General features: G+C 70.2%; 20 protein-coding genes and 2 pseudogenes. 13 read left to right on the forward strand and 9 right to left on the reverse strand.

The genetic code is table 11. The features are described from left to right. Window positions 1–67 precede the first annotated feature (67 nt). Window positions 68–1,462, forward strand: a complete 1,395-nt coding sequence (locus ABZ098_RS16135; RefSeq protein WP_356591358.1) for a PepSY-associated TM helix domain-containing protein — start codon at window positions 68–70, stop codon at window positions 1,460–1,462. An 88-nt stretch (window positions 1,463–1,550) separates the two neighbouring features. On the opposite strand, the gene ABZ098_RS16140 is transcribed toward ABZ098_RS16135, so the two are convergent. Together ABZ098_RS16140 and ABZ098_RS16145 are read right to left on the reverse strand one after the other, a co-directional pair. Further along, window positions 1,551–1,997 (reverse strand): MarR family transcriptional regulator, encoded by a 447-nt coding sequence (locus ABZ098_RS16140; RefSeq protein ID WP_356591360.1) that lies wholly within the window; start codon window positions 1,995–1,997, stop codon window positions 1,551–1,553. Next, window positions 1,994–2,476: a MarR family transcriptional regulator gene (locus ABZ098_RS16145; RefSeq protein ID WP_356591362.1), complete on the reverse strand. Its 483-nt coding sequence runs from the start codon at window positions 2,474–2,476 to the stop codon at window positions 1,994–1,996. Before ABZ098_RS16145 ends, ABZ098_RS16140 begins: the two co-directional genes overlap by 4 nt. 135 nt (window positions 2,477–2,611) lie before the next feature. On the opposite strand from ABZ098_RS16145, the gene ABZ098_RS16150 reads away from it, so the two are divergent. Continuing rightward, complete coding sequence (locus ABZ098_RS16150) at window positions 2,612–3,577, forward strand: pirin family protein (protein ID WP_356591364.1); 966 nt, start codon at window positions 2,612–2,614, stop codon at window positions 3,575–3,577. Between the two features lie 288 nt (window positions 3,578–3,865). Here the strand turns inward: ABZ098_RS16150 and ABZ098_RS16155 are convergent, their stop codons facing one another. Further along, window positions 3,866–5,551 carry a ribonuclease J gene (locus ABZ098_RS16155; RefSeq protein WP_356591366.1) on the reverse strand — a complete coding sequence of 562 codons (1,686 nt, stop codon included), beginning with the start codon at window positions 5,549–5,551 and terminating at the stop codon, window positions 3,866–3,868. Between the two features lie 133 nt (window positions 5,552–5,684). Between ABZ098_RS16155 and ABZ098_RS16160 the strand changes: the two genes are divergently transcribed. Continuing rightward, the gene (locus ABZ098_RS16160) at window positions 5,685–6,173 is read left to right on the forward strand and encodes a GNAT family N-acetyltransferase (RefSeq protein WP_356591368.1); all 489 of its coding nucleotides are present in this window, start codon (window positions 5,685–5,687) and stop codon (window positions 6,171–6,173) included. Window positions 6,174–6,279: 106 nt separating this feature from the next. Here the strand turns inward: ABZ098_RS16160 and ABZ098_RS16165 are convergent. From ABZ098_RS16165 to ABZ098_RS16180, 4 genes and pseudogenes are all read right to left on the reverse strand, one after another. Further along, a pseudogene (locus ABZ098_RS16165) lies at window positions 6,280–6,681 on the reverse strand (RICIN domain-containing protein); the annotation flags it as partial. Window positions 6,682–6,879: 198 nt separating this feature from the next. Next, a pseudogene (locus ABZ098_RS16170) lies at window positions 6,880–7,626 on the reverse strand (dienelactone hydrolase family protein); the annotation flags it as partial. A gap of 56 nt (window positions 7,627–7,682) precedes the next feature. After that, window positions 7,683–8,699: a glycoside hydrolase family 5 protein gene (locus ABZ098_RS16175; protein WP_356591370.1), complete on the reverse strand. Its 1,017-nt coding sequence runs from the start codon at window positions 8,697–8,699 to the stop codon at window positions 7,683–7,685. A gap of 110 nt (window positions 8,700–8,809) precedes the next feature. After that, entirely contained in the window at window positions 8,810–9,892 is a 1,083-nt protein-coding gene (locus ABZ098_RS16180) for a GDSL-type esterase/lipase family protein (protein ID WP_356591372.1), read from the reverse strand. Between the two features lie 215 nt (window positions 9,893–10,107). Here ABZ098_RS16180 and ABZ098_RS16185 point away from each other — a divergent pair, with 215 nt between their 5' ends. Further along, the gene (locus tag ABZ098_RS16185; protein ID WP_356591374.1) at window positions 10,108–10,428 is read left to right on the forward strand and encodes a hypothetical protein; all 321 of its coding nucleotides are present in this window, start codon (window positions 10,108–10,110) and stop codon (window positions 10,426–10,428) included. 299 nt (window positions 10,429–10,727) lie between these two features. Here the strand turns inward: ABZ098_RS16185 and ABZ098_RS16190 are convergent, their stop codons facing one another. Then, the gene (locus tag ABZ098_RS16190; protein ID WP_356591376.1) at window positions 10,728–11,000 is read right to left on the reverse strand and encodes an HPr family phosphocarrier protein; all 273 of its coding nucleotides are present in this window, start codon (window positions 10,998–11,000) and stop codon (window positions 10,728–10,730) included. Between the two features lie 553 nt (window positions 11,001–11,553). On the opposite strand from ABZ098_RS16190, the gene ABZ098_RS16195 reads away from it, so the two are divergent. The 9 genes from ABZ098_RS16195 to ABZ098_RS16235 all read left to right on the forward strand — a co-directional run bounded on the left by ABZ098_RS16195 (window position 11,554) and on the right by ABZ098_RS16235 (window position 22,970). Continuing rightward, window positions 11,554–13,449: a glucose PTS transporter subunit IIA gene (locus tag ABZ098_RS16195; protein ID WP_356591378.1), complete on the forward strand. Its 1,896-nt coding sequence runs from the start codon at window positions 11,554–11,556 to the stop codon at window positions 13,447–13,449. Window positions 13,450–13,459: 10 nt separating this feature from the next. Then, entirely contained in the window at window positions 13,460–14,902 is a 1,443-nt protein-coding gene (locus ABZ098_RS16200) for a glycoside hydrolase family 1 protein (protein ID WP_356591380.1), read from the forward strand. 147 nt (window positions 14,903–15,049) lie between these two features. After that, window positions 15,050–15,913: a PRD domain-containing protein gene (locus ABZ098_RS16205; RefSeq protein ID WP_356591382.1), complete on the forward strand. Its 864-nt coding sequence runs from the start codon at window positions 15,050–15,052 to the stop codon at window positions 15,911–15,913. A gap of 19 nt (window positions 15,914–15,932) precedes the next feature. Then, window positions 15,933–16,169: a PTS transporter subunit EIIB gene (locus tag ABZ098_RS16210; protein WP_356591384.1), complete on the forward strand. Its 237-nt coding sequence runs from the start codon at window positions 15,933–15,935 to the stop codon at window positions 16,167–16,169. Window positions 16,170–16,583: 414 nt separating this feature from the next. Next, complete coding sequence (locus ABZ098_RS16215; protein WP_356591386.1) at window positions 16,584–16,961, forward strand: hypothetical protein; 378 nt, start codon at window positions 16,584–16,586, stop codon at window positions 16,959–16,961. Window positions 16,962–17,027: 66 nt separating this feature from the next. Next, window positions 17,028–17,996, forward strand: a complete 969-nt coding sequence (locus tag ABZ098_RS16220; protein ID WP_356591388.1) for an ATP-binding cassette domain-containing protein — start codon at window positions 17,028–17,030, stop codon at window positions 17,994–17,996. Then, entirely contained in the window at window positions 17,993–18,781 is a 789-nt protein-coding gene (locus ABZ098_RS16225; RefSeq protein WP_356591390.1) for an ABC transporter permease, read from the forward strand. The genes ABZ098_RS16220 and ABZ098_RS16225 overlap by 4 nt, the downstream gene beginning before the upstream one ends. Before the next feature lie 168 nt (window positions 18,782–18,949). Beyond that, window positions 18,950–19,984 (forward strand): LacI family DNA-binding transcriptional regulator, encoded by a 1,035-nt coding sequence (locus ABZ098_RS16230; protein ID WP_356591392.1) that lies wholly within the window; start codon window positions 18,950–18,952, stop codon window positions 19,982–19,984. 505 nt (window positions 19,985–20,489) lie between these two features. After that, window positions 20,490–22,970, forward strand: a complete 2,481-nt coding sequence (locus ABZ098_RS16235; protein ID WP_356591394.1) for an RICIN domain-containing protein — start codon at window positions 20,490–20,492, stop codon at window positions 22,968–22,970. A 491-nt stretch (window positions 22,971–23,461) separates the two neighbouring features. Here ABZ098_RS16235 and ABZ098_RS16240 read toward each other — a convergent pair whose 3' ends face one another. After that, a complete protein-coding gene (locus ABZ098_RS16240) occupies window positions 23,462–24,532 on the reverse strand; it encodes a LacI family DNA-binding transcriptional regulator (protein ID WP_356591396.1) in 1,071 nt (356 codons plus the stop codon). Window positions 24,533–24,698 lie beyond the last annotated feature (166 nt).

Below are 24,698 nucleotides of genomic sequence, written 5' to 3' on the forward strand. Positions count from 1 at the left end.
GGAACTCGGCGCACCTTCTCTCCGACTACTGGAGCGCTACCGTCCCCAGCCCTCGGAGAAGCCGCCGATGTCCATCGCCCCCTCGACCACCAAGGACGAGGTCCCGCAGCCGGCCGCCCCCGCGCCGGCCCCCAGCAGATGGGCCCCGCTGCGCCCGCTCGTGCTGCGTCTGCACTTCTACGCCGGTCTGTTCGTCGCCCCCTTCCTGCTCGTCGCCGCCCTCACCGGCTTCCTGTACGCGGGCGCCTTCCAGGCCGAGAAGATCGTCTACCGGGACGAGATGACCGTCGCCGCCGTCGGCGACAGCAAGCTGCCCCTCTCCGAGCAGGTGGCCGCCGCCCGCAAGGCGCACCCCGAGGGCACGGTCTCGGCGATACGCCCCTCGCCCGCCGCCGACGCCACGACCAGGGTGCTGCTGTCCGGCGTGAAGGGGGTCGACCCGGCCCACACCCTTGCCGTGTTCGTGGACCCGTACACCGGCAAGGTCCGCGGCGCGCTGGAGCAGTACGGCTCCACCGGCGCGCTGCCGCTGCGCACCTGGATCGACGAGTTCCACCGCGACCTCCACCTCGGCGAGAACGGCCGCCTCTACAGCGAGTTCGCCGCGAGCTGGCTGTGGGTCATCGCGGGCGGCGGCATCGTGCTGTGGTTCTCCCGCCGCCGGGCCCTGCGCAAGGTCCGCGGCACCAGCGGACGGCGCCGCACCCTCGGGTTGCACGGCAGCGTCGGCGTGTGGGCCGCGGCCGGGTTCTTCTTCCTGTCGGCGACCGGGCTGACCTGGTCGACCTACGCCGGAGCCAACATCGACGAACTGCGCACCTCGCTCGGCCAGTCCACCCCGTCGGTCTCCGCGGCCGCGGGCGGCGACCACTCGGGCCACGGCGCGTCCGCCTCGGCCGGGGACGCCGAGCACGGCGTCGGCCTCGACAAGGTGCTGGCCGCCGCCCGCGCCGAAGGCCTCGGCGACCCCGTCGAGATCGTGCCGCCCGCCGACGAGTCGTCCACCTACGTCGTACGGCAGGTGCAGCGCAGCTGGCCCGAGAAGCAGGACTCGGTCGCCGTCGACCCGACCAGCGGCCAGGTCACCGACACACTGCGGTTCGCGCACTACCCGCTGCTCGCCAAGCTGACCCGCTGGGGCATCGACCTGCACACCGGCGTCCTGTTCGGGCTGGTCAACCAGATCGCCCTGATGCTGCTCGCGCTGTCGCTGGTCCTGCTGATCGTGCTGGGCTACCGCATGTGGTGGCAGCGCGGCCGTGGCTTGGCCTTCGGCCGGCCGATCCCGCGCGGCGCCTGGCAGCAGGTGCCGCCGCAGCTCCTGGTGCCCGGCGTGGTGGTCGTCGCCGTCCTCGGGTACTTCGTGCCGCTGCTCGGCATTCCGCTGGCCGGCTTCATCGTCGCCGACGTGATCCTCGGCGAGATCGCGCACCGGCGGGGGAAGCGGAACGCGACGGCCTGAGACAGGTACGGCTCCGTGGGGCGCGGTCGGCCCGAGTCCGCCTCCTGCGGCCTCGGGCCGACGACAGAGCCAGGTGGTCAGGGCTCCCCTACTCGGTGAGGGCGGCGAGCTCCGCGTCGGCCCGTTCGGTGATGAGACCCAGGACGCGTCCGGCGACCGCGAGATCCTCCGCGGGGATGCCGGCGTAGACCCGGGCGGTGAGGGGCGCGGTCTCGGCCGACGTCGTCCCGAACAGCTCCCGTCCGGCGTCCGTGATCCGCACCCGGGACGACTCGTGCGGAGCCAGCAGCCCCGCGGAGATCAGCTCGTCGACCACGGAGTGCGCCTGTGCCGCGTCGACCTTCAGCGCGCCGACGACGTCCTCGACCACGCGCTCGCGCTCGACCGGCCCCTCCGCGACCGCGGCCAGTCGCAGGGTGACGGACTGCTGGAAGGTCACACCGTGGCGGGCCAGGACGTTCTCGAGGAGCGCGCGGGCGGCGTAGTGGGCCAGGGCTATGACGCGGGGGTTGAGGACGGGAGTGGTGGTGGTCATGGCTGCTCCTTGAGGTTCTCGTCGGTCGGGTCGAGAGGTGCGTCGAGCAGGGTCGTCAGCTCACGCTTGAACTCCCGCGTGCGTGCGCTGTCCAGGCCGCCGAGCGGCGCCAGCAGTTGCTCCAGGAGCCCCTGCACGACCTCGATGGCCTGCCGGGTCCGCGCGCGGCCCTCATCGGTGAGCGCCAGTTGCACCGCGCGCGGGTCGCGCGGGTCGCGGGTGCGCTCCAGGAGCCCGGCGCTCTCCAGGGAGCGCGCCAGCTTGGAGACGTAGAGCGGTTCGAGGCCGGTGCGGTCGGCGAGGCGTCGCTGGCTGGGGCGTTCGCCCCCGCGCTGCATGCCGTACAGCGAGGCCACCAGCGAGTACTGGGCGTGTGTCAGGCCGAGCGGCGCCACCGCGCGGTCGACCGCGACCCGCCACTTCATCGACAGTCGCCAGACCAGGAAACCGGGCGTCGCGCCCTCGGATGCCGTACTCATGCTCGATACAGTACATGGCTACTATGTCCATGGCTACTATTTTCGGGGCGGCGGCGGACCGCCCGGGGAGCGCTTGCCACGGTGCCCCGGGGGAGGGCCTGACGGGAAACGCCTCACGGGGCTAGGTTGGGCGTCATGAGCAATCTTGATCGCCAGGCGGCTCCCGCCCTGTGCGGCGGCCGCGGCTTCGTGGTGGCGGAACCCGTGCGCGAACTCCTCAGCCCCCGCCGCGTGAAGCTGGGCGAGTCCAGCGAGGTGCGCCGGTTGCTGCCCAACCTGGGCCGCCGCATGGTCGGCGCCTGGTGTTTCGTCGACCACTACGGCCCCGACGACATCGCCGACGAGCCCGGCATGCAGGTGCCCCCGCACCCGCACATGGGCCTGCAGACGGTGAGCTGGCTGCACCAGGGCGAGGTCCTGCACCGCGACTCCACCGGCAGCCTCCAGACCATCCGCCCCCGTGAGCTGGGCCTGATGACCTCCGGCCGCGCGATCAGCCACTCCGAGGAGAGCCCCAGGTCCCACGCCCGGTTCCTGCACGGCGCCCAGCTCTGGGTCGCCCTCCCGGACGGCCACCGCCACACCGACCCGCGCTTCGAGCACCACACCGGGCTGCCGCAGGTCACGGCCCCCGGCCTGACGGCCACGCTCATCCTCGGCGACCTCGACGGCGCACGCTCACCCGGAACGGCGTACACCCCCATCGTCGGCGCCGACCTGAGCCTCGCCGGCGGCGCGGACGTACGCCTGCCGCTGGAACCCGACTTCGAGTACGCCGTCCTGTCCATGTCCGGCGAGGCCCACGTGGACGGGGTGCCGGTACTGCCCGGCTCGATGCTCTACCTCGGCTGCGGCCGCACCGAACTCCCCCTGCGCGCAGACTCGGACGCGGGCCTGATGCTCCTGGGCGGCGAGCCGTTCGAGGAGGAGCTGGTCATGTTCTGGAACTGGATCGGACGGTCCCAGGAGGAGATCGAGCAGGCGCGCCGGGACTGGATGGAGGGGACGCGGTTCGGTGAGGTGAAGGGGTACGACGGCGATCCGCTGCCCGCGCCGGAACTGCCGCCCCTGCCGTTGAAGCCGCGGGGCAGGGTGCGCTGACCCGCGCAGAGGTCTGCGTTCGGGTGACGCTGGCGGGTGGGGTGCGACCGGGCAACGGCACCCGCGGCCAACCGCCTGCGGACAGGGCGGTCGACCGCGCTGCCGTCTCGGCGGTGGCGGTTTCGTCGGGGCCAACGCGCTGTGGCGTCGGCCCTCGTCATGTTTCGGTGAAGTGCGACGCCGTTCACCTTCGACGCTCGTTTGACGTCCCGGACACTTCAGAGACCGTCCCCGAGGCGGCCAACCTCCGCTGCGACCGGAACCGGGTCTGTGCTGCCGGGCAGTGGTTCAGGCGTCGATGATGACGGGGATGATGAGGGGCTTGCGGCGGTGGGTGCGGAACGCCCAGTTCGCCACCGCGCGGGCGACGAGCTGTTCGAGTTGGCGGGCGTCCCCGACGCCTTCCTCGGCCGCGGTGGCCAAGGTCTTCTCGATGACGGGGACGACCGGCTCGAAGGTGGTGTCGTCGTGGACGAAGCCGCGGGCCAGGAAGTCGGGGGCCTCCGCGAGGGCGCCGGTGTCGGCATCGACGATCGCCACCACCGTGACGACGCCTTCCTCCGCGAGGGTGAGGCGGTCCTTGAGGGACGCCTCGGTGGCGCCGCCGACTTCCATGCCGTCCACGTAGACGTTGCCGGCGGGGACCTTGCCGGTGATGGACGCGCGCCCCTCGACGAGGTCGACGACGACGCCGTCCTCGGCGATGACGACACGCTCGGGGTCGAGGCCGGTACGGATGGCGAGGTCGCCGTTGGCCCGCAGGTGGCGCCATTCGCCGTGCACGGGCATGACGTTGCGGGGTTTGACGATGTTGTAGCAGTAGACGAGTTCGCCGGCGCTGGCGTGCCCGGAGACGTGCACCTTGGCGTTGCCCTTGTGGACCACGTGGGCACCCCACCGGGTGAGTCCGTTGATCACCCGGTAGATGGCGTTCTCGTTGCCGGGGATGAGGGAGCTGGCGAGCAGGACGGTGTCGCCCTTGCCGATGCGGATCACGTGGTCGCGGTTGGCCATCCGTGACAGCGCGGCCATCGGTTCGCCCTGCGAGCCGGTGCACACCAGAGTGACCTTGTGGTCCGGGAGCTTCTCCAGCTCCTTCGTGCTGACGACCAGACCGGACGGCACCTTGAGGTAACCGAGGTCACGGGCGATGCCCATGTTGCGGACCATCGATCGGCCGACGAAGGCGACTTTGCGGCCGTGCTGATGCGCGGCGTCCAGGACCTGCTGGATGCGGTGCACATGGCTGGCGAAGCTGGAGACGATGACGCGGCGCGGCGCGGTGCGCATCACCTGCTCGATCGCCGGGTTCAGCTCCCGCTCGGAGGTGGTGAAGCCGGGCACTTCGGCGTTGGTGGAGTCGGTGAGGAACAGGTCGACGCCTTCCTCGCCGAGGCGGGCGAAGGCACGCAGATCGGTGATGCGGTCGTCGAGGGGGAACTGGTCCATCTTGAAGTCGCCGGTGTGCAGCACCAGTCCGGCGCCGGTGCGGATCGCGACCGCGAGGCTGTCCGGGATGGAGTGGTTGACCGCCACGAACTCGAGGTCGAAGGGCCCGAAGCCGCGCCGGTCGCCCTCCCGCACCCGCACCGTGCGCGGCCGGATGCCGTGTTCCTTGAGCTTGGCCTCCAGGAACGCCAGCGTCAGCTTGGAACCGACGACGGGAATGTCGCGCCGCTCGCGCAGCAGGTACGGCACGCCGCCGATGTGGTCCTCGTGGCCGTGGGTGAGTACCACGGCCACGACGTCGTCCAGCCGGTCCCGGATCGAGGTGAAGTCCGGCAGGATCACGTCCACGCCGGGCTGGGTCTCCTCGGGGAACAGCACGCCGCAGTCGACGATGAGCAGCTTGCCCTCGTGCTCGAAGACAGTCATGTTGCGGCCGATCTCACCCAGACCGCCCAGGGCGATGACCCGCAACCCTCCTCGGGGAAGGGGCGGGGCGGCTTTCAGTTCGGGGTGTGGATGACTCATAGGTCTGACGGTACCCGGAGAGCGGGACGAGATGATCCACTGCCTGTGTGATCTCTTCATGACCGCAGGTGGGACGGAGAGGCCCCGCCGAGGAAGGTCCGACGGGACCTCGGTGGTGAGACATACTTCCCCGATGAGTTCACGCACGTCCCCGATCAGCCGGCCGATCACGATACGGAGGGCTGTTGCGCGGGATGCCCGACGGCTCACGAGGCTCGTGCGTGGCTCAAGCGCCTACACGGGTAAGTACGCGGCCGCAGTCGCGGGCTACCGGGTCGGGCCCGACTACATCGAGGCCCACCGCGCCTTTGTGGCCGTCGGCGCCGACGAGCATGCGGGCCGGGTCCTCGGGTTCTACTCGCTCGTCCTCGATCCGCCGGAGCTCGACCTGCTGTTCGTCGCCGACGACGTGCAGGGACGGGGTATCGGACGGCTGCTCGTCGCGCACATGCAGTCCGAGGCCCGTGCCGCCGGGCTCGACCGTGTCAGGGTGGTGTCGCATCTGCCCGCCGAGGACTTCTACCACCGCGCAGGTGCGGTGCGGATCGGGACCGCGCTCGCGAACCCACCCGCCGTGCCGTGGGACCGTCCCGAATTCGAGTTCCGCGTGTCTTCGCAATGACGCGGTGTGCCGGTTGATCCCTGATGCTGACTTTCGCTGACTTGGCAGGAGGCGCGGTGGTGACCGAAGTGCCGGGCGTGCGTACCCGGCACTTCGGCTTGAGCTGCTATCGGGAACTGAGCTGGCCCTGTCCGACGGCCCACCGCTGGTTGGCCCCGCCGTTGCAGCTCCACAGGACCAGTTGGGTGCCGTTGCCGGTTCCGGCGTTGTAGGCGTCCAGGCACAGGCCGGAGCGGACGCTGGTGATCGTGCCGTTCGCGTTGACGTTCCACCGCTGGTTCTGCCCGCCGTGGCAGTCCCAGATGACGACCCGAGTGCCGGACGACGTCCCCGAGGCCTCGGCGTCCAGGCACTTGTTGCCGTGGACGCGCAGTTCCCCGGCGTCCGTGCGGGCCCACTTCTGGCCGGCCCGGTCCAGGCAGTCCCACAGCTGGACCTGGGTGCCGTTGGTCTGCGACGAGTCGGGTACGTCGACGCAGCGGCCGGAGGCGCCCCCGACGATCTGCCCGCCGCCCGGCGCGGGCGGGTTCGTGCCGCCCGGCGGCACGTACGGGCACTTGGTCTTGGACCTGGAGACGTTGCTGGAGTCCGCCAGGGACGGACACAGGAACCGCGTGTAGCGGGTGTCGTTGTCGAGGAAGATCTTCAGCCAGGGGATCGTGCGGCGGGTCACGTTGGAGTTGCCCCAGGTGGGGAAGCCGTGGCCGCCGCTGGTGAGCTCGATGAAGGCGCTCTGCGTGCCGGCCGGCATGCCGCCGTAGAGGCCGTCGAGGTAGGACGGGGTGACCGTGCCGTCGTCCCGGGCGCCCATGATCATCGTGGGAACCCGCAAGGTGGAGAGGTTCTGCGAGGGGGAGAAGGGTGCGAGCGGGAGGGCGGCCTTCAGCGACGGCCGCCGGACGGCCGCGCTGATGGCGCCGCCGCCGCCCATGGAGTGCCCGATCACACCCAGCCGGTTGGGGTCGACGCGGTCGCGCACCGCACTCTTCTGGGTCAGGTAGTCCAGCGCGGCGAGGAGCTGGGTCCCGCGCGCGGTGTCGTAGTCGGTGGGGCTGTTGGTGTCGATGCCGATCACGACGAACCCGAACGAGGCGAGCCAGGGCCCCATCCAGGCGCCCTCGGCAGCCCACTTGGCGGTGTAGCCGGGCACGGCCGCGACCGCGCCCCAGGTTCCCAGACTGGTGTCCGTCGGGTAGTAGATCTTCCCGCCGTTGAAGCCGTTGCCGGGCGGCACGGTCAACTCAGCGGTGGCGAACGTTCCCCTCTGGGCCGCGACGCTGCTCACGGTGGGGTCCGGGCCCCGCTGGTACGGGTTGTCCGCGGCCGATGCCGACTGGGTCGAGACCAGTACGGCCATCAGGGCGATCACGGCCGTGGTCACGGCCGCTCGCAGGGCGGCCGTTCTGCCTCGCGGACGGGCTCCCGCTCGGACGTCGGTGACGGTTAAGTCCATGTTCCGTTCCTCCTTCTGCGTTCGCGAACCGGGCAAGGGGGGCGGTGCACTACGAGTCACCGCCCGGGGGAGTAGATGGCGGCCTGCTTCGACGTGGCGGCGATGCCGTTCGCGCCGTTGAAGATCCGCTGGCCCCAGGAAGTGAGGCGGTTCGGGTCGAAGTTCGTGACCATGTCCAGGTACTGGACGTCGCTGCTGTTGCCGCTCCATGACCAGCCGAGGTAGCCGAGGCCGAGCCGCTGGGTGGTGGCCAGGATGGCGTCCTCGTCGGGGTTGCCGTCGGAGTGGTTGTGGCCGAACTCGCCTACAACGATGGGGAGTTTGGCGGCGACGAAGCGGTTCAGGTAGTCGTTGACCTTCGCGGCCGTGTTGAAGACGCCGTACATGTGGACGGAGAAGACCGTGTTGCGGTCGGGGTCCGCGGCGAAGACCGAGGCGGCGTTGTCGCGCATGGTGAACGCCCAGTCCTGGCCCCAGTTGGGCGCGTCCACCATGAGGGTGTGGTTGAACCCGGCGCCGCGGAGCTTTTGGACGGCCGCCTTGGTGTCGGCCGTCCACCGCGTGTAATTGCTGTTGCCGAACGGCTCGTTGCCGATGTTGACGATGACGTAGCTCTCCTGGCCGGCCAGCGCGCTCTTCACGCTGATCCAGTAGTCGGCGGCCCGGGAGAGGGTGGTGGCGCCGCTCTGGTCGCCGTAGCCGGTGGTGTCGTGCACCTCCAGGACGCAGATGAGCCGGTTCTGCTTGCACTGGGAGACGACGTTCGCCACGTCGGTGGCGCTGTTGCGGGTCCAGCGGTCACCGCTGGCGAGGACCACGCGGACGGTGTTGGCCCGCTTGGCCTTGATCTGCGCGAGGGAGCTGATGCGGCTCGGGTACCAGGTGTGGGCGTGGTTGACGCCACGCATCACGAAGTCGTTCCCGTTGGCCTCCAGCAGTCGGCCGTTCTGGACGCGGAAGCCGGTGGGCGCGGCCTGGGCCGAGGTCCCGAAGCCGAGCAGGGGCACGAAGAGGCCCAGCAGAGCGGCGACCACGGCCACCGCTCGGGGTGCGGTACGGGTGCGGGATGTCATGGCGACTCCGGAGTGGGGGGGGGATGGGGGGCAGGAGGAGGTGGCTCGTGCGGTGCAGCCGGACGGGAGGTCAGGAGGTGGTGGTTCGTGCGGTGCAGCCGGACGGAGGGTCAGACGGCGGTGGCTCGTGCGGTGCAGCCGACGGAGGCCGTGGGGGTACCGGCCGTCTCCGGCGTGGTGGCGGTGAAGCCGAAGGTGGCGCTCGCCCCGGGGGCCAGGGGGCCGTTCCACGCCGCGTTGGTGACGGTGGGCCTGCCGTCGGCGGACGTGGTGAGGTTGCCGTTCCAGGCCTGGGTGAGGCGTGCGCCCTCGGCCGGTACGACGGTCACGGCCCAGCCCGAGACGGCGGAGTCGGACGTGTTGGTGACCGTCACCTCGCCCTGGTAGCCGCCCTGCCAGGTGGACACGGCCCGGAACGCGGCCGCACAGGCGGGCGTCTCACCGCCCGGGTCACCCGGACCGCCCGGCACGCCCCTGGCGAGGACGGCGGTGAGGGCCGGGTACCAGCGGGCGGCGATCTTCTGGTTGCCGGAGGCGGAGGGGTGCACCCCGTCGTACGTGTCGGCCGCGGTGTCGAAGCCCGTCCACTGGTCGACGACCGTCACGGGGGAGCGGCTGGTGCTGGTCGCCCTGGCCCAGTCGGGAATCCGCGCGTTGAAGGCGACGACACGCTGGCCGCAGCCCGTGCAGTTGGCGGGATTCATCGGGATCAACTGGGCGACCAGGATCTTCATGTTCGGGTTGGACGCCCGCATCTGCCGCACCAGCTTGGTGTAGGCGGCGAGGATCCGGTCAGGAGCGATACTGCTCCACACGTCGTTGGTGCCGAAGTGCATGACAACGATGTCGGGACGCGCCGCGGAGAGCCGGGCGGGAAGCAGGTTCTGATCCGCCGCGTTGGTCACCAACTCGCCGCCGTGACCTTCGTTGTCGCCGTCGAACGCCCGGCCGCAGCCCTGCTGGCTGAGCGTGCCGACAAAGTCGATGTTCGTGTATCCGGTGCTCTGCAGGCGATTCCAGAGCAGTTCCCGCCAGCAGCCCGGTGAGCCGGTGATCGAGTCACCCAGCGGCATGATGCGGGCGGGTGCCGCGGCGGGGGCGGCCGTGGCCGGCGGCGCGAGTGCCGCGCCGAGGGAGAGCAGGAGCGCTGCCAGAAGGATTCGTAAGGAGGGCAGAAGTCTGGTGCTGCACATGGTGGTCCCTTCTCGGAATGAGGTGGGAACGTTCACAGCATCAAGCCATCGTTGTCATTGACGCGTCAAGGGTCGTGCAATCGGCGGCTGAAACGTGCGGTGTCCGGAGTGATCGGGCGGCAAGGATGGCGATCACGCGCACGTGCGTCTCATCGCACGGCGATCACGGGCGTCTCATCGCGCGAGGCCCCCCGCGGACTCCAGCAGGGCCCCGAATGCTCGGGAGCCGCAGCGGCTCTGCCCCGCTCTTCGACGCGGTCCGGGCCGAAGGCACCGTCGTGACCGTCGGGCATCCGAGCCGACCGGCACCCGTCGACATCGCCGCCCGCATCAACAAGAAGGGCATCACCCCGCGAGGCAGCTTCGGCCGCCGCCTCTGGGAAACCTGGGAGCAGACGCTCCTGCTGATGAACTCCGGCCGCCTCGACCCGGATTGGCTGATCGTCCACCGGCTGCCACTGAGCCGAGCCGAAGAAGCGGTTGATCGGCTCACCGGCGAGGCCTGCAAGGTGCTGCTCGCACCGGGCCTGGGCTGAAGCGCAGGTCCGGGCGGAGGCCGAAGCGGCCCGCCGGACATCAGGCGGGCCGTTGCGGTGTGTTGTGGGCGGAGCGGTGTTGCGGGCGGAGCTCGGCCGGGACCTGCATGTGGACGACTCAGGGGCCTGCATGGGGACGACTACCGGGACCTGCATGGGGACGACTACCGGGACCTGCATGTGTACAGCTGGTGTCCTGTCGGGTCCTGGGTGGGCCCGGGGGCGCGTCGCGGCGGCAGAGCACCAGGCTGATGATCAGGCCGGCGGCGAAGAAGCCGGGTTCGAGGCGTTCATGGAGGTCATGACCGCGCGCCGAGATCCGTGGCGAGCAGGGCCGCCAACTGGTCGAGCGCCGGCCCGGCCGTCTCGTCGTCGCAGGTGAGGACGACCTCCTCGCCTTCCTTGAGGCCCAGACTCATCAGCATGAGGGTGCTGCTCACCGGGACCGGGTCGCCGCCTGTCCTGCGAATGGTGATGCGATGGCTCAGCTCCGCTGCCGCGCGGGCGAAGGCGGCCGCAGGTCGGGCGTGCAGCCCCTGTGAGCACAGGACGGTCGCGTAACGCTCGGGCATTTTTCTCCTCGGGTTTGTCTGCGGGCACTGTTCAATGCACGGCACTGGGGAAAGCGAGCTATGGCAACACCGGGCAACCGGACGGGTATCGGAGATACAAATCCGACGTTCACCGATACAGGGCTGCCCCTACACGCACCGCTCCTCATCGCGTTCGGTCGCCCAGGCGAATCCGCACAAAAAAAGACCTGGGAACAGCTGTCTCACGACAACTCGTCCCAGGTCTTGCCCGGCTGAACGCCGGTCACAATCCGTGCCGCGTACCGTAGCCGCGAGTGCGTTCCGGCGTCAATGAGACCACCGCCACACCGTATGGATCACTCCTGGGGAAAATGTGATGCCCGGCCTCTGGACATCGAACAGGGACAGTGCCTAATGTCTCGCCGCAAGGCATCCACGGGTGTCTTGCCAAAGCTGGGATTGTTACTGGACCGCAGGCAAAACCCAAGCCGAGACCCGCCGCTTCCCAAGTGGCGTGCAGGGTCACGGCTTGGGTTTTTTTGTTGCCGAAATCGGCACGCGGTTCCGGGGCAGCGGGGCTCGAGGAGGAGCCGTGACAACCACAAGCACGTACACATCGATCGCCGAAGAGGTCCTGCGGGGCGTCGGCGGCAAGGACAACGTCAGATCCCTGAGCCACTGCGCGACACGACTGCGTTTCGTGCTCGTCGACCCGTCCAGGGCCGACAAGGCCGGCGTGGAGTCCGCGAACGGTGTCATCACGGTCGTCGAGGCGGGCGGCCAGTTCCAGGTCGTCATCGGCAACACCGTCGGCCACGTCTATGAGGCGGTCGTCGCCCAGGGCGTGGACGGGGTGGGCGGTGGCTCCTCCAGCGGTCCGCTCTCCCGCGTGATCGACCTCGTCACCAGCATCTTCCTCCCGTTCCTGTGGACCCTGGCGGCCGCGGGGCTGCTCAAGGCACTCCTCGCGGTCGCGGTGAAGATCAGCCCGGGCTTCGGCACCACGTCGACGTACGCCATCTGGTTCGCCGCGGCCGACGCGGTGTTCCAGTTCCTGCCGATCCTGCTGGCCGTCACCGCCGCCAAGCGCTTCAAGGCCAACCAGTTCACGGCGATCGTCGTCGCCTGTGCCCTCGTCTACTCCGCCACGGTCGCCGTCGTGCCCGGTGCGCACGGCGCGAGTGTGACGCTCCAGGCCTTCGCCCAGGGCGGGGGCAAGCTGACCTTCCTCGGCATCCCGGTCGTCATGGCCAACTACCTGTCCGCCGTCGTGCCGGCCATCCTCGCGGTGTACTTCCAGTCGCACGTGGAGCGAGTGGCGGAGCGAGTGCTGCCCGCGACGGTGCGCAACTTCGGAACGCCGCTGATCACGCTCGCGCTCGTCGTGCCCGTCTCCTTCCTCGCCATCGGACCGGTCTCGACCTGGGCCGGCGACCACCTCGCGTCCGGTGTCGGCGATCTGTGGGGGCTGTCCCCCTGGGCGGCCGGCACGGTGCTCGGCGGTCTGTGGCAGGTCCTCGTCGTCTTCGGCCTCCACTGGGCCTTCATCCCGATCGCCTTCCAGCAGCTGGCGACCACGGGTCACACGGACCTGGCGGGGGCGTTGTTCGCACCGGTGCTCGCCCAGGCCGCGGCCACGTTCGCGGTGTTCCTCCGGACGCGCGACCGCGACCTGAAGGTGGTGGCCGGACCGGCCGCTGTGTCCGGCTTCCTCGCGGGGGTCACCGAGCCGGCGATCTACGGTGTCACGCTCCGCCTCAAGCGCCCCTTCGTCTTCGCCTGCGTGGGCGGCGCGGTCGGCGGTGGCATCGCGACGGCGGGGGGTTCGGCGGCGACGAGCTTCGTCCTGCCCGGCGCGATCACCCTGACCTCCACCCTGAACGCCGGCAGCTTCGCCCTCCAGCTCATCGGCTGTGCCGTCGGCATGGTCATCGCCTTCGCGCTGACCCTCATCGGCTTCAAGGATCTGCCCGCGACGGGCGGGACAGCCGCCGGCACCGCGGACGAGGCCTCCCACGGCACGGTGTCCGATGCCGGGACGGCGACCCTCACGGCACCCGTCGCGGGGAAGGTCGTCGCGCTCGCCGAGGTCCCCGACCAGGTGTTCGCCTCCGGCGCCATGGGCTCCGGCCTGGCCGTCATCCCCAGCGAGGGCAAGGTGTACGCGCCGCTGAGCGGCACCCTGGTGAGCGTCATGCCGCACGCGTTCGGCATCCGCAGCGACGCGGGCGTCGAGGTGCTGGTGCACATCGGCCTGAACACCGTCGAGTTGCAGGGCCGGGGCTTCGCCCCCGTCGTCAGCCAGGGGCAGCGGGTGAACGCCGGCGATCTGCTGACCGAGGTCGATCTCCAGGTGCTCACGGACGCGGGCTACGACCCGATCACCGTACTGATCGTGACCGACCAGGGCGGACACACCGCCGTCGTGCCCGCGACCACCGGTGACGACGTACAGGCCCGCAAGGCCGCACTCGACCTCGTCGGCTGAGGAGACACGCGTGACCGACCACACCGCGCCCCGCCCCTTCCCGGACGGTTTCCTCTGGGGCGGCGCGACAGCCGCCAACCAGATCGAGGGCGCCCACGACGAGGGCGGCAAGGGCCTCTCCATCCAGGACGTCCTGCCCCGCGGCCTCGCGGGCCCGCGCACCGCACACCCCACGCCCGACAACCTCAAACTGGAGGGCATCGACTTCTACCACCGCTACGCCGAGGACATCGCCCTCCTCGCCGAGATGGGCTTCACCGTCTTCCGTTTCTCGATCGCGTGGAGCCGGATCTTCCCGCACGGCGACGACGAGCTGCCCAACGAGGAAGGCCTGGCCTTCTACGACCGTGTCCTCGACGAACTGGAGAAGCACGGGATCGAGCCGCTGGTCACGATCTCCCACTACGAGACGCCGCTGGCGCTCGCGGAGAAGTACAACGGCTGGACGAGCCGCGAGATGATCGGCTTCTACGAGCGCTACGTCCGCGTCCTGTTCGACCGCTACGGCCGGCGCGTCACGTACTGGCTGACCTTCAACGAGATCAACTCCGTGCTCCACGCGCCCTTCATGAGCGGCGCCATCACGACGCCCGAGGAGGAGCTGCCCCGCCAGGAACTCTTCCAGGCCGTCCACCACGAACTCGTGGCCAGCGCCCTGGCCACCAAGATCGCCCACGAGACGGTGCCGGACGCGCGCGTGGGCTGCATGGTGCTCGCCCTGCCCGTCTACCCGCTCACCCCCCACCCTTCCGACGCCCTCGCCGCGCTGCACGCCGACCACGCCAACCTCATGTTCGGTGACGTGCACGTGCGTGGCGCGTACCCGGGCTACGCGCTGCGTCACATGCGGGAGAACGGCATCGAGCTCGACATCACCGACGAGGACCGCGAACTGCTCACGCACACCGTGGACTTCGTGTCGTTCAGCTACTACATGAGCGTCTGCGAGACCGCCGATCCCAAGCGGCGCGAGGCGGGGGAGGGCAACATCATGGGCGGTGTCCCGAACCCGACGCTCCGGGCCAGCAAGTGGGGATGGCAGATCGATCCGATCGGACTGCGCATCGTGCTCAACCAGTTCTGGGACCGGTGGCAGAAGCCGCTGTTCATCGTCGAGAACGGCCTCGGTGCCAAGGACGAGCTGATCCACGTGGACGGCCGGCCCACGGTGAACGACTACTACCGCATCGCCTACCTGAACGACCACCTGGTCCAGGTCGCGGAGGCGATCGCCGACGGCGTCGACGTCCTCGGCTACACCACCTGGGGCTGCATCGACCTCGTCAGCGCGAGCACCGCGCAGATGAGCAAGCGCTACGGGTTCGTCTACGTCGACCGCGACGACGACGGCAACGGCAGCCTCGCCCGCCACCGCAAGAAGTCCTTCGGCTGGTACGCCGACGTCATCCGCAGCCAGGGCGCCGTCCTGCTGAGCCGCGGCGGGAGACCGTAGCGCCCGTCTTGTTGGGCCGGCGGGAGACCGTAGCGCCCGTCCTGTTGAGCCGCGGCGGGAGACCGTAGCGCCCGCAACCCGACCCGGCCGTGCCGCGGGGGCCAGGTACCCTGCCCCGGGGGCCAGGTCAGTGAGGACTCCGTAACCATGCTCGTCAAGAAGATCTTCAACAACAACGTCGTGCTCGGGATCGACGAGCACGGGGCCGAAACCGTGTTCCTGGGGCGGGGGCTCGGCTTCCAGGTCAAGCCCGGGGACGTCGTGCACACCGACCGGATCGAGCGCCGGTTCGTGGCGCAGGCGATGCCCGCCGAGCGCCTCGCCGCCCTGGCCGCCGAGATCCCGCTCGATGTGATCGAGGTGATGGAAGAGGTCGTCGCCACCGCCCGGGGGCGGCTCGGCGAGAAGCTCAGCGAGCACATCCTGCTTCCCCTGGCCGACCACGTCCATGTGGCGCTCGCCCGCGCCCGCACCGGAGCCGTGATCGAGTACCCGCTCAAGTGGGAGATCGAGAACCTGTATCCGGCGGAGACGGAGATGGGCACAGCGGCCCTGGGGATCATCGAGAGACGACTCGGGGTACGGCTGGACGCGACCGAGGCGCTGCCGCTGGCCCTCCACTTCGTCAACGCGCAGATCGGATCCGGCGACATCGCGGCGACCGTGCAGATGACGCAGTGGCTGAGGATCGCGCTCGACACGATCGCCGAGGACCTGGGAGCGGTGATCGATCAGCGCTCGCTGGATGCGGCGCGGTTCGTCACACACCTGCGGTACCTCTTCCTGCGCGCCCGGGACGGCAAGCAGGCTCCTGACGTGGGTGACCGGATCGGCGAGGCCGTCAGGAGCACCAGGCCGCTGGAGTACGCCTGCGCGGAGCGGCTGGCCCGCCGGATGGAGGAACTGTTCGACTGGCAGGTCGGCCGGGAGGAGATCCTCTATCTCGCGCTGCACGTCAGCCGGCTCACGGCGCAGTGCGACCCGTCGGAGGGCGACCGTGTCGATGCCTAGCGGCGACAGAGACGCGGACGTGATCCTGCGAGAGGTGGGCGGTCGCGAGAACGTCACCCGGCTGACCCACTGCTTCGTCCGTCTACGGTTCCGGTTGCGCGACCCGGCAGCCGCCGACATCGACGCGCTGAGCGCTCATCCGCTCGTGGCGTTCACCGTGTGGCAGGCGGATGAGCTGCACGTCGCGCCCAGGCGTGACCTCTTCGGGCTGTTCGCGTCCTTGCGGGACGCGCTCGGCGACACCGCCGCCTCCTGACCACTCGAGGCCGGCTCCGGTTCGGCTTGGAATCGTCGATGTGCTGCCGGTCCGCCTTGGTTCTCGACGTGGTTGACGGCGGCCCGGACGACACAGCAACGCTTGAGCGTGCAGTGCCCGGCTGGCAGGTACAGCCGGGCAGGCGGCGCGGGCCTCGGGACGTGGGACGTGGGGCGCGAGGCGTGGGGCGTGGGGCGGGGCGCGGGGCGCCGGAGCTGTACGGCGCCGCCCCGCAACCGAGTCGGCATCGGTCGGGCGGGTGGGAGGCGTTGCGGCCGCGGTCCCCCGGGCAGGTCGGCCGAAAGGATGAAAGGGGCGTCGCGCCCTGCCGGGACCGTGGCCTTTCGGTCGAGGCGCCGCGGGATGTCGGGCGGCGAAGGTGGTGTCCGTTCCCATCCCGGCCTGGAGGTCAGCATGAAAACCAAGGCAATGGTCACCACCGCGCTGGCGGTGGCCCTCGTCGGCGTCGGCGCGGCAGGCGCGTTCGCCGTCGAGGGCATGAATGTGCAGAAGAACACCGCCGATCCCGCCGGCGGCGGATACGCGAAGGTGCAAGGTCATCCGGGTCTCAGTGGCGATCTCGTGGCCTCGCACATCGAGACCTGGTACCACCCGCTGCCGTGGATCGGGAAGGACATCGCCGAGGTCTCGTGCCCGGATCTCGCGGCGGTGCGGAACACGAAGATCACCTGCACGGCGAAGTCCGGCAGCACCCAGGTCTTCGTGCCGGTGAGCGTCGTCAAGGTCAGCGGAGACGCGACCGTGCGCGTCACCTGGAAGTTCGAGCGCTGACATGCACGCGCTTCTGACGGGGCCCGGCACGGCCCGACCCGACGACAGCACGGCAGGAGAGCGAGCATGATCGAGGCCACGAACCTGCACAAGAGATACGGCTCCACGGTCGCCGTGCATGACCTCTCGTTCGACGTCCGCCCGGGCCGGGTGACGGGGTTCCTCGGCCCGAACGGGGCCGGCAAGTCGACCACGATCAGGCTCATGCTCGGCCTGGACACCGGGGGCGGGCGGACGCTGTTCAGCGGCAAGCCGTACCGGGAGCTGCGTCATCCGATGCGCGAGGTGGGCGCGCTGCTGGACGCGAGGGCATTCCACCCGACCCGCACGGCGCGCAGCCACCTCCGGATGCTCGCCGCGGCCGCGGGTGTGACGGACGCGCGGGTCGACGAGGTGCTCCACATGGTCGGGCTGGAGTCGGTGGCGAAGAAGCAGCCGAAGGGTTTCTCCCTCGGTATGGGCCAACGGCTGGGGCTGGCGGCCGCGTTGCTCGGCGACCCCCACACACTGATCCTCGACGAGCCGGCCAACGGCCTCGATCCGCAGGGCATCAACTGGCTACGCGGTTTCCTCAAGGACTTCGCCGCGGCCGGGCGGTCGGTTTTCGTCAGCAGTCACCTGCTCGCCGAGATGGCCCTGATGGCCGACCACCTGGTGGTGATCGGCAAGGGCCGGACGATAGCGAACGAGTCGGTCGCCGACTTCGTGACCAAGAGCTCTCGCAGTTCCGTCGTGGTGCAGAGCCCGCACACCGACAAGCTGGCCGAACTGCTCCTGGCGGAGGGCGCCGCAGTCGACCGGGTGGATGGCGCCGCGATCGAAGTCCGCGGCGCGGACCGGGCGAGTATCGGGGAGCTCGCCTACGCCAACCAGATCATGCTGCACGAACTCACGGACCGCGCGGCCACGCTGGAGGAAGCGTTCTTCGAGGCGACCGCCGACGCCGAGCAGTTCGTCGCCACCCCGGCGGCACCCCGATCGACGAGGACGGTCGCCGCGGCGGGCAACCGGGACACCCTGGAAGGAACGCGATGACCAGCGCGCTGCGCTACGAATGGGTTCGGCTCACCACCCTGCGGTCCACGTGGTGGCTGGTAGGGCTGTCCGCTGTCGCCCAGGGGCTGTTGGCGCTCGTCATCACCCTGAGTGGCAAGAGCGGGGACGACCAGCTCGCCGACGACGCCGCCGCGCTGGCACTCAGCGGCGATACCGGCACGGTCCCGCTGATCTTTGTCTTCATGGGACTGATCGGCGTCTTCGCCACAGGGCACGAATACCGGTACGGGACGATCCGCGCCGCCGTCACGGCGATCCCCCGCCGCATACACCTGTGGGCCGCCAAGACGGTGGTCGTTGCCGCGGTGGTCGCGGTGGTCGGAGGGCTACTGGCCGCCGAGAGCCTGGGGATAGGCCTGCTGGTGGGCGGCCCGAGGGCCCAGGAGGTGTTCACCGCGCCCCCGATGGGCCGGGTGGCCGCGGGTTACGTGGTGTTCCTCGTCGTCTGCGCGCTGTTCGGGCTCGCACTCGGCGGCATCGCCCGCAACCTCCCGGCGGCCGTCGTCCTGCTCATCACCTTCCCCGTGATCATCGAGGGCCTGATCGCGCTGATCCTCGGGATGGGCGCCTTCGAGTCGATCCACTCAGCGTCTGCCTACCTGCCGTTCAGCGCGGGCGAGCGGATGATGGCCGTGACCTCGCAGACACCTCTCGACGACGCCCCGGCGGCACTCCGCCCCCTCACGGGCGGCCTGGTCTTCACCGCCTACGGCGCCGCGCTCCTCGCCCTGTGGGGAACCCTGTTCATCAAGCGGGACGCCTGACAGCCGGACCGCTGGGATGCCGGCGACCGCGACACCCGGTCGTTTCGCGACGCCGGCTACGGCGTCAGCCGATCATCGGAACCTGATGCATTCCGGAGTGCGGCCGACCGGAGATATTCTCGGGCATCGTCGAAGGCGACGTGTACTGATGCGGAGGGTTGCGGCGCGATGCCCCATGCAGCGAGGCCCACCGTGACGCTGCGCGACGTGGCGGCGGCCGCCGGTGTGTCGGTGCCGACCGCGTCGCGCGTCCTGGGCGGCAGCTCCCGCACGGTCAATCCGGAGTACCGGCAGCGGGTCCTCTCCGCCGCGGCCGAGCTGCGCTACACGGCGGACGCCTCGGCCCGCGCGATGCGACGGGCGAACGACTCGATCGCGGTCGTCGCCGACGACCTCACCACCCCTTCGATGGGCATGGCCGCTGCCGCGATGGAACGGCAGGCGCGCGACGCCGGAGCGTTCGTGACCGTCTCCTCCACCCACGGCACCTCCGAGCGCCAGCTCGAAACCGTCCGGCTGCAGCGCGCGCTCCGGCCGCGAGCACTCATCCTCACCTCCAGCCGCCTCGCGTCGGACGCCCTCGGTGGCCGTCTGCTCGACGAGTTGCTCGGCTACGAACGCGACGGCGGCCGGGTCGTGATCCTCGGCGACACGGACATGCCGTTCGACTCCATCAGCTTCGACAACCACGGCGCGGCGAAGGAACTGGCCACCTACGTCGCCGGGTCGGGGCACCGCCACGTCACGATCCTGGCCGGCGCGCGGGACCGCGGGAACGTCTCCGCCCGCACGGCGGGCTTCGTCGACGGGCTCCGGGCCGGCGGTGTCGAGGAGCGCCACATCCACATCGCGCACTGCCCGGTGAGTCGCCAAGGGGGATTCGAGGCGGCGCGGCAGTTGATCGCCGAGGGTCTTGAGCCGTCCCACGCCGTCCTCGCGGCCAACGACACCATCGCCATCGGTGCGATGTCCGCGTTCCGGGCCGCCGGGGTGGTGGTGCCCTCCGACGTCTCGGTGACCGGTTTCGACGACATCGAGCTCGCGACCGATGTGACACCGCGGCTGACGACGGTGTCGCTGCCGCTGGCCCGGGCGGGCGCCGAAGCGGTGCGTCGCGCGCTCGCCGAGCGAGCGGAGCCCGAGCACCTGATGATGCGCGGCCGACTGGTGGTCCGAGACAGCACGGCACCGCGCGCCGCCTGACGCGACCGCGAGCGAAGCGGCGCATACCCGTACGACTCTCTTGACGCCTGCGATCACCGCCGGGCACACTGCGCGGAATACGATTTCCCGCGCGGTCCCGAGCCATCGAGCGTGCGGGATGTCGTACCGACTCCGGCCTGTGTGATGTCGTCCGACTCCGGCGAACTCCAGCGATACCCCCGCGTCCTTGCCCGGAGGCCATGACCTGCGGAGCCGCCCCGTCACACCACTGTCGCGACGGCCCGTGGTCCTCGGCACCACCCCGTCCCGCGCCGCTCTCGCGGCCGTACCCAACCACCCGTTCCGCCCCGCTCTTGCGGCCGTACCCAACCACCCGTTCCGCGCCGCTGTTGCGGCCGTACCCAACCACCCGTTCCCCGCCGCCCTCGCGGCCGTACCCATCCGTCCTGCACCGCTCTTGCGGTCGGACCCATCCGTCCCCGGACCCGGGGGTCCCAGCGCAAGCAGGCCCGACTCCCACCCGCACCCCTCCTGGAGGACCTCCGTGCACCACGCCATCCCCCTGCCCGACAGGCACATCAGACGGCTGGCGGCCCTGGCCGCCCTGATCCTCGGACTGGCCCTGCTGACCGGCCGGGCACTGCCGCCCGCGTACGCCGCCACCACCACGGCGATCACCGTGGACGGCGCCAGCGGCGGACGCACCTTCGACGGCGTCGGCGCGATCAGCGGCGGTGGCGGCAACTCCCGCCTGCTGGTGGACTACCCGGCGACCCAGCGCAACCAGATCCTGGACTACCTGTTCAAGCCCGGTTACGGCGCGGCCCTGCAGATCCTCAAGGTCGAGATCGGCGGCGACACCAACTCCACCGACGGTTCCGAGGCCAGCTTCGAGCACACGAGGGGCAGCATCGACTGCTATGCCGGGTACGAGTGGTGGCTGATGGAGCAGGCCAAGGCCCGCAACCCCGGCATCAAGCTCTTCGCCCTGGCCTGGGGCGCGCCCGGCTGGGTGGGAAACGGCAACTTCTACACGCAGGACGGCATCGACTATCTGACCGACTGGATGGACTGCGCCAAGCAGCACGGCCTGGCCATCGACTACATCGGCGGCCGGAACGAGAAGACGTACAGCGCGTCCTTCTACGAGAACCTGAAGACGGCGCTGGCGGCGAAGGGGTACGGCTCGACCAAGCTGGTCGGCAGCGATGAGACCAACTGGAACATCGCCACCGCGATGAAGTCCGACAGCGCCCTGAAGAGCGCCGTGGACGTCGTGGGCGCGCACTACCCCTGCACCTACCAGTCCGCGATGAGCACCTGTTCCTCCACCGCCGACGCCCAGTCGCTGGGCAAGCAGCTCTGGGCGAGCGAGAACGGCTCGGAGAACGCCGAGACCGGGGCGGCCCCGGTCGCCCGCGCCATCAACCGCGGCTACCTCGACGCCAAGATGAGCGCCTACATCAACTGGCCGATGCTCGCCGCCGACTACCAGAACCTCTTCTTCCACGACCAGGGCCTGATCACCGCGAACCAGCCGTGGACGGGCGCCTACAGCGTGTCCCGCACCGCCTGGTCCATCGCCCAGACCACGCAGTTCACCTCGCCCGGCTGGAAGTACCTCGACACCGCCTCCGGCTACCTCGGCGGCGACCGCGGCAACGGCAGCTACGTCAGCTATGCCGCGCCCGACAAGAGCGCCTGGAGCACCGTCTTCGAGACCATGGACGCCACCGCGTCCCAGACGGTCACCCTGAACATCGCCGGCGGCCTTCCCGGCGGCGCACTGCACGTGTGGTCCACCGATCTGTCGCAGGCCGGCGGCGCCACCCCGCGCATGGTGCAGAACAGTGACCTGACTGCCGCCAACGGCACGTACACCCTCACCCTGGACCCCGGTCACCTGTACACCGTGACCACCACCACCGGTCAGGGCTCCGCAACCACCACCCCGCCCGCCCGCAACCGGCTCTCCATGCCGTACTCGGACTCCTTCGCCGGCTACGGCACCGGGCAGGAGGCGAAGTACTTCGCCTCCATGAACGGCGCGTTCCAGGCCGCCCCCTGCACCGGGGGCCGCACCGGCCAGTGCCTGCGCCAGACCGCACCCCAGAAGCCGATCATCTGGTGGTACCCGGCCACGAACGCCACCCAGCCCTACACCGTCATGGGTGACATCGGCTGGAGCAACTACACGGTCAGCTCCGACGTACTGCTGGAGAAGAGCGGCAGCTCCGCAGAGCTCCTCGGCCGCGTCGGCACCCAGACGAAGTTCAGCGCCGGGGGGATGAACGCCTATCACCTGCGCCTGTCCGACACCGGGTCCTGGTCGCTGCTGAAGACCGACACCGCCGGCAACAACGCGTGGAACTGGACCACCCTCGCCAGCGGCACCGTCACCGCGCCCGGCACCGGCACCTGGCACAAACTGGCCCTGACCTTCCAGGACAGCACCATCACGGCCAAGATCGACGGAAGCACGGTCGGCACGGTGACCGACGCGAGCCACGGCGCGGGCCTGGCCGGCCTGGGCACGGCCGGTTACTACCCCGTCGAGTACTCCAACTTCTCCGTCACCCACGAAGCGGTCAGCGACCTGTCCGGCACCTACAAGATCGTCAGCGCCAGCACCGGCAAGGTCATCACCGCCTACAACGGCGGAACCACCGACGGCACGCCCGTCGTCCAGAAGGCCGACGCGAACAGCGGCAGCCAGCAGTGGAAACTGGCCTACACCAGCGGCGGCTACCTCACCCTCACGGGCGTCACCAGCGGCAAGGCCCTCGACGTCGACGCGGCTTCCACCTGGCCCGGCACCCAGTTGCAGCTGGGGACCCCCAGCGGGAGCGTCAGCCAGCAGTGGCTGATCGCCCCGGCGAGCGGCGGCACCTACACCATCGAGTCCCGTTCCAACGGGTACAAGGTCGACGTCTACAAGGCGCAGACCACCGACGACACCCCCATCGACCAGTGGTTCACCACCGGCAGCAGCAACCAGAAGTGGAAGCTGGTGAAGGTGACGTGACCGCCTGAGCGGTACGGGCGCCTCCCGGGCGCGGGGCGGGCCACCTCCGGCCCGTCCCGCGCCCGGGCCCCGTGGCGCTCGCTGAGCAAGGCCAAACCTGTAAGGCGAGGCCGGGTCGGGTGTCGTCCGCCACTAGTCGGACTCCCGGCAGGCGGCGACCGTGGGCAGCGGCGATAAGCCTCGGGCGCCGGTCCTCGCCAACCTCTGGAGGCGACTCGCGGCGACGCGACAGGCGCGCTGCTCGACGCCGGAGAACACAGTGGCCGTCCCGTTTTGCGGTGCCGGGGTGGCGGCGACGAGTCGGAGACGGGGCGGTTCCCGTTCCAGGCTCGGCGGCACAGTCGCCCACCAACTGGTCGATCACCGCGCGCAGCGAGGCGAGCTGGGATTCGTCAGCGGGCCACAGCCTCATTGTGGATCCCGAGAAAGTGACGAGGCTGGTGACGGGGAAGGGGAGCGCCAGCCGGGGTGGCTCCGGCGACCCGGCACGGTCATGGGCCGGGTGTGCTGCCCCGCAGGACGACCTCGGTGGAGACCGGCACGATCCGCCGGGCATTCTCGTCGGAGAGCGCGAGTTCCATCGCGCAGATCCCGACCCGCCGCAGAGGTACGGTCACGGAGGTCAGCGCCGGGGCGACGTCCACCGCTGGGCCGATGTCGTCGAAGCCGGCGACGGCGATGTCCTGGCCGGGTACCAGTCCGGCGTCCCGGAAGGCGGTCATCACACCGATCGCCATGACGTCGTTGACGGCGAAGACGAGTTCCGTACCGTCCAGGCCCCGTTCGACGAGCTCCCGGGCCGCCTCACAACCGCCCCGACGGCTGAACTCGGCTTCCACCACGAACCGTTCGTCGACGTCGATGCCGAACTCGCGCAGACCCTCCACGAAGCCGGTGCACCGGTCACGGGACGTCCTGAGCCCGATGCCCGCGCGCACGACCGCGAACCGACGGTAGCCGAGACCCACCAGGGCGCGGGCGAGTTGCCGCGCACCACCGTAGTTGTCGATGCTGACGGTGCTGAAAGGCAGGTCGTGCTGACTTGTCAGGACTACGCTGCCGCCCGCCTGTTGGTAGGCGTCGAGTTCCTCGAGGAGGAGGTCGCGGGTGCCGGAGCCGTCGATGCGGCTGCCGGCCAGGATGATGGCGCGGGGCCGCATGCCGCGCAGTGTCCTGACGATCTGGAGTTCACGCTCGGGGGAGCGGCCCGCGACCGCCATCGTCACGATGAGCCCGGCCTCCTCCGCCGCCTGTGTCACCCCACCCGCGATGGAGGAGAAGTAGGGGTCGTCGACTCCGCTGACGACGAGCGCGGCGGTGTTGGTCGACCCCCGCGCGATCGCCTGGGCCGACAGATGCGGTACGTAGTCCAGTTCCGCTGCCGCGGCGAGGACACGGTCGACGTTGTCCTGCCGGACGTTGCGGATGCTCCCGTTGAGCACGCGCGATGCCGTCGCCTGCGAGACGCCGGCCGCCCGCGCCACGTCCCGCAGGGTCGCCTGGCGCTCTCCTGGTACGGCTCCCCCTGGACGCCGTGCCGGCGCCGCCGCCCCATCTTCCATGCCGCACATTGTGCACCGAGCCGGAGAGTGCCCGAAAGCCATGGTCACGCAGGGTCACGCTGCGTCCGGGGCCCCTAGGCCCTGTCGTTTGGATCATGCCGGCGTCGCGGGGTCTGGCACGCGCATCTGCCGCGTTGTCGTCGGTCCTCGACGCTCCGCGTCGACT

It is taken from the genome of Streptomyces sp. NPDC006335 (assembly GCF_040612795.1).
In the GTDB taxonomy this organism is placed as follows: domain Bacteria; phylum Actinomycetota; class Actinomycetes; order Streptomycetales; family Streptomycetaceae; genus Streptomyces.

Coding starts and splice junctions, on each gene's coding strand:
- ABZ098_RS16135 (WP_356591358.1), top strand. CDS start 68: ATGTCCATCGCCCCCTCGACCACCAAGGACGAGGTCCCGCAGCCGGCC.
- ABZ098_RS16140 (WP_356591360.1), bottom strand. CDS start 1,997: ATGACCACCACCACTCCCGTCCTCAACCCCCGCGTCATAGCCCTGGCC.
- ABZ098_RS16145 (WP_356591362.1), bottom strand. CDS start 2,476: ATGAGTACGGCATCCGAGGGCGCGACGCCCGGTTTCCTGGTCTGGCGA.
- ABZ098_RS16150 (WP_356591364.1), top strand. CDS start 2,612: ATGAGCAATCTTGATCGCCAGGCGGCTCCCGCCCTGTGCGGCGGCCGC.
- ABZ098_RS16155 (WP_356591366.1), bottom strand. CDS start 5,551: ATGAGTCATCCACACCCCGAACTGAAAGCCGCCCCGCCCCTTCCCCGA.
- ABZ098_RS16160 (WP_356591368.1), top strand. CDS start 5,685: ATGAGTTCACGCACGTCCCCGATCAGCCGGCCGATCACGATACGGAGG.
- ABZ098_RS16175 (WP_356591370.1), bottom strand. CDS start 8,699: ATGACATCCCGCACCCGTACCGCACCCCGAGCGGTGGCCGTGGTCGCC.
- ABZ098_RS16180 (WP_356591372.1), bottom strand. CDS start 9,892: ATGTGCAGCACCAGACTTCTGCCCTCCTTACGAATCCTTCTGGCAGCG.
- ABZ098_RS16185 (WP_356591374.1), top strand. CDS start 10,108: ATGCTCGGGAGCCGCAGCGGCTCTGCCCCGCTCTTCGACGCGGTCCGG.
- ABZ098_RS16190 (WP_356591376.1), bottom strand. CDS start 11,000: ATGCCCGAGCGTTACGCGACCGTCCTGTGCTCACAGGGGCTGCACGCC.
- ABZ098_RS16205 (WP_356591382.1), top strand. CDS start 15,050: ATGCTCGTCAAGAAGATCTTCAACAACAACGTCGTGCTCGGGATCGAC.
- ABZ098_RS16215 (WP_356591386.1), top strand. CDS start 16,584: ATGAAAACCAAGGCAATGGTCACCACCGCGCTGGCGGTGGCCCTCGTC.
- ABZ098_RS16220 (WP_356591388.1), top strand. CDS start 17,028: ATGATCGAGGCCACGAACCTGCACAAGAGATACGGCTCCACGGTCGCC.
- ABZ098_RS16225 (WP_356591390.1), top strand. CDS start 17,993: ATGACCAGCGCGCTGCGCTACGAATGGGTTCGGCTCACCACCCTGCGG.
- ABZ098_RS16230 (WP_356591392.1), top strand. CDS start 18,950: ATGCCCCATGCAGCGAGGCCCACCGTGACGCTGCGCGACGTGGCGGCG.
- ABZ098_RS16240 (WP_356591396.1), bottom strand. CDS start 24,532: ATGGAAGATGGGGCGGCGGCGCCGGCACGGCGTCCAGGGGGAGCCGTA.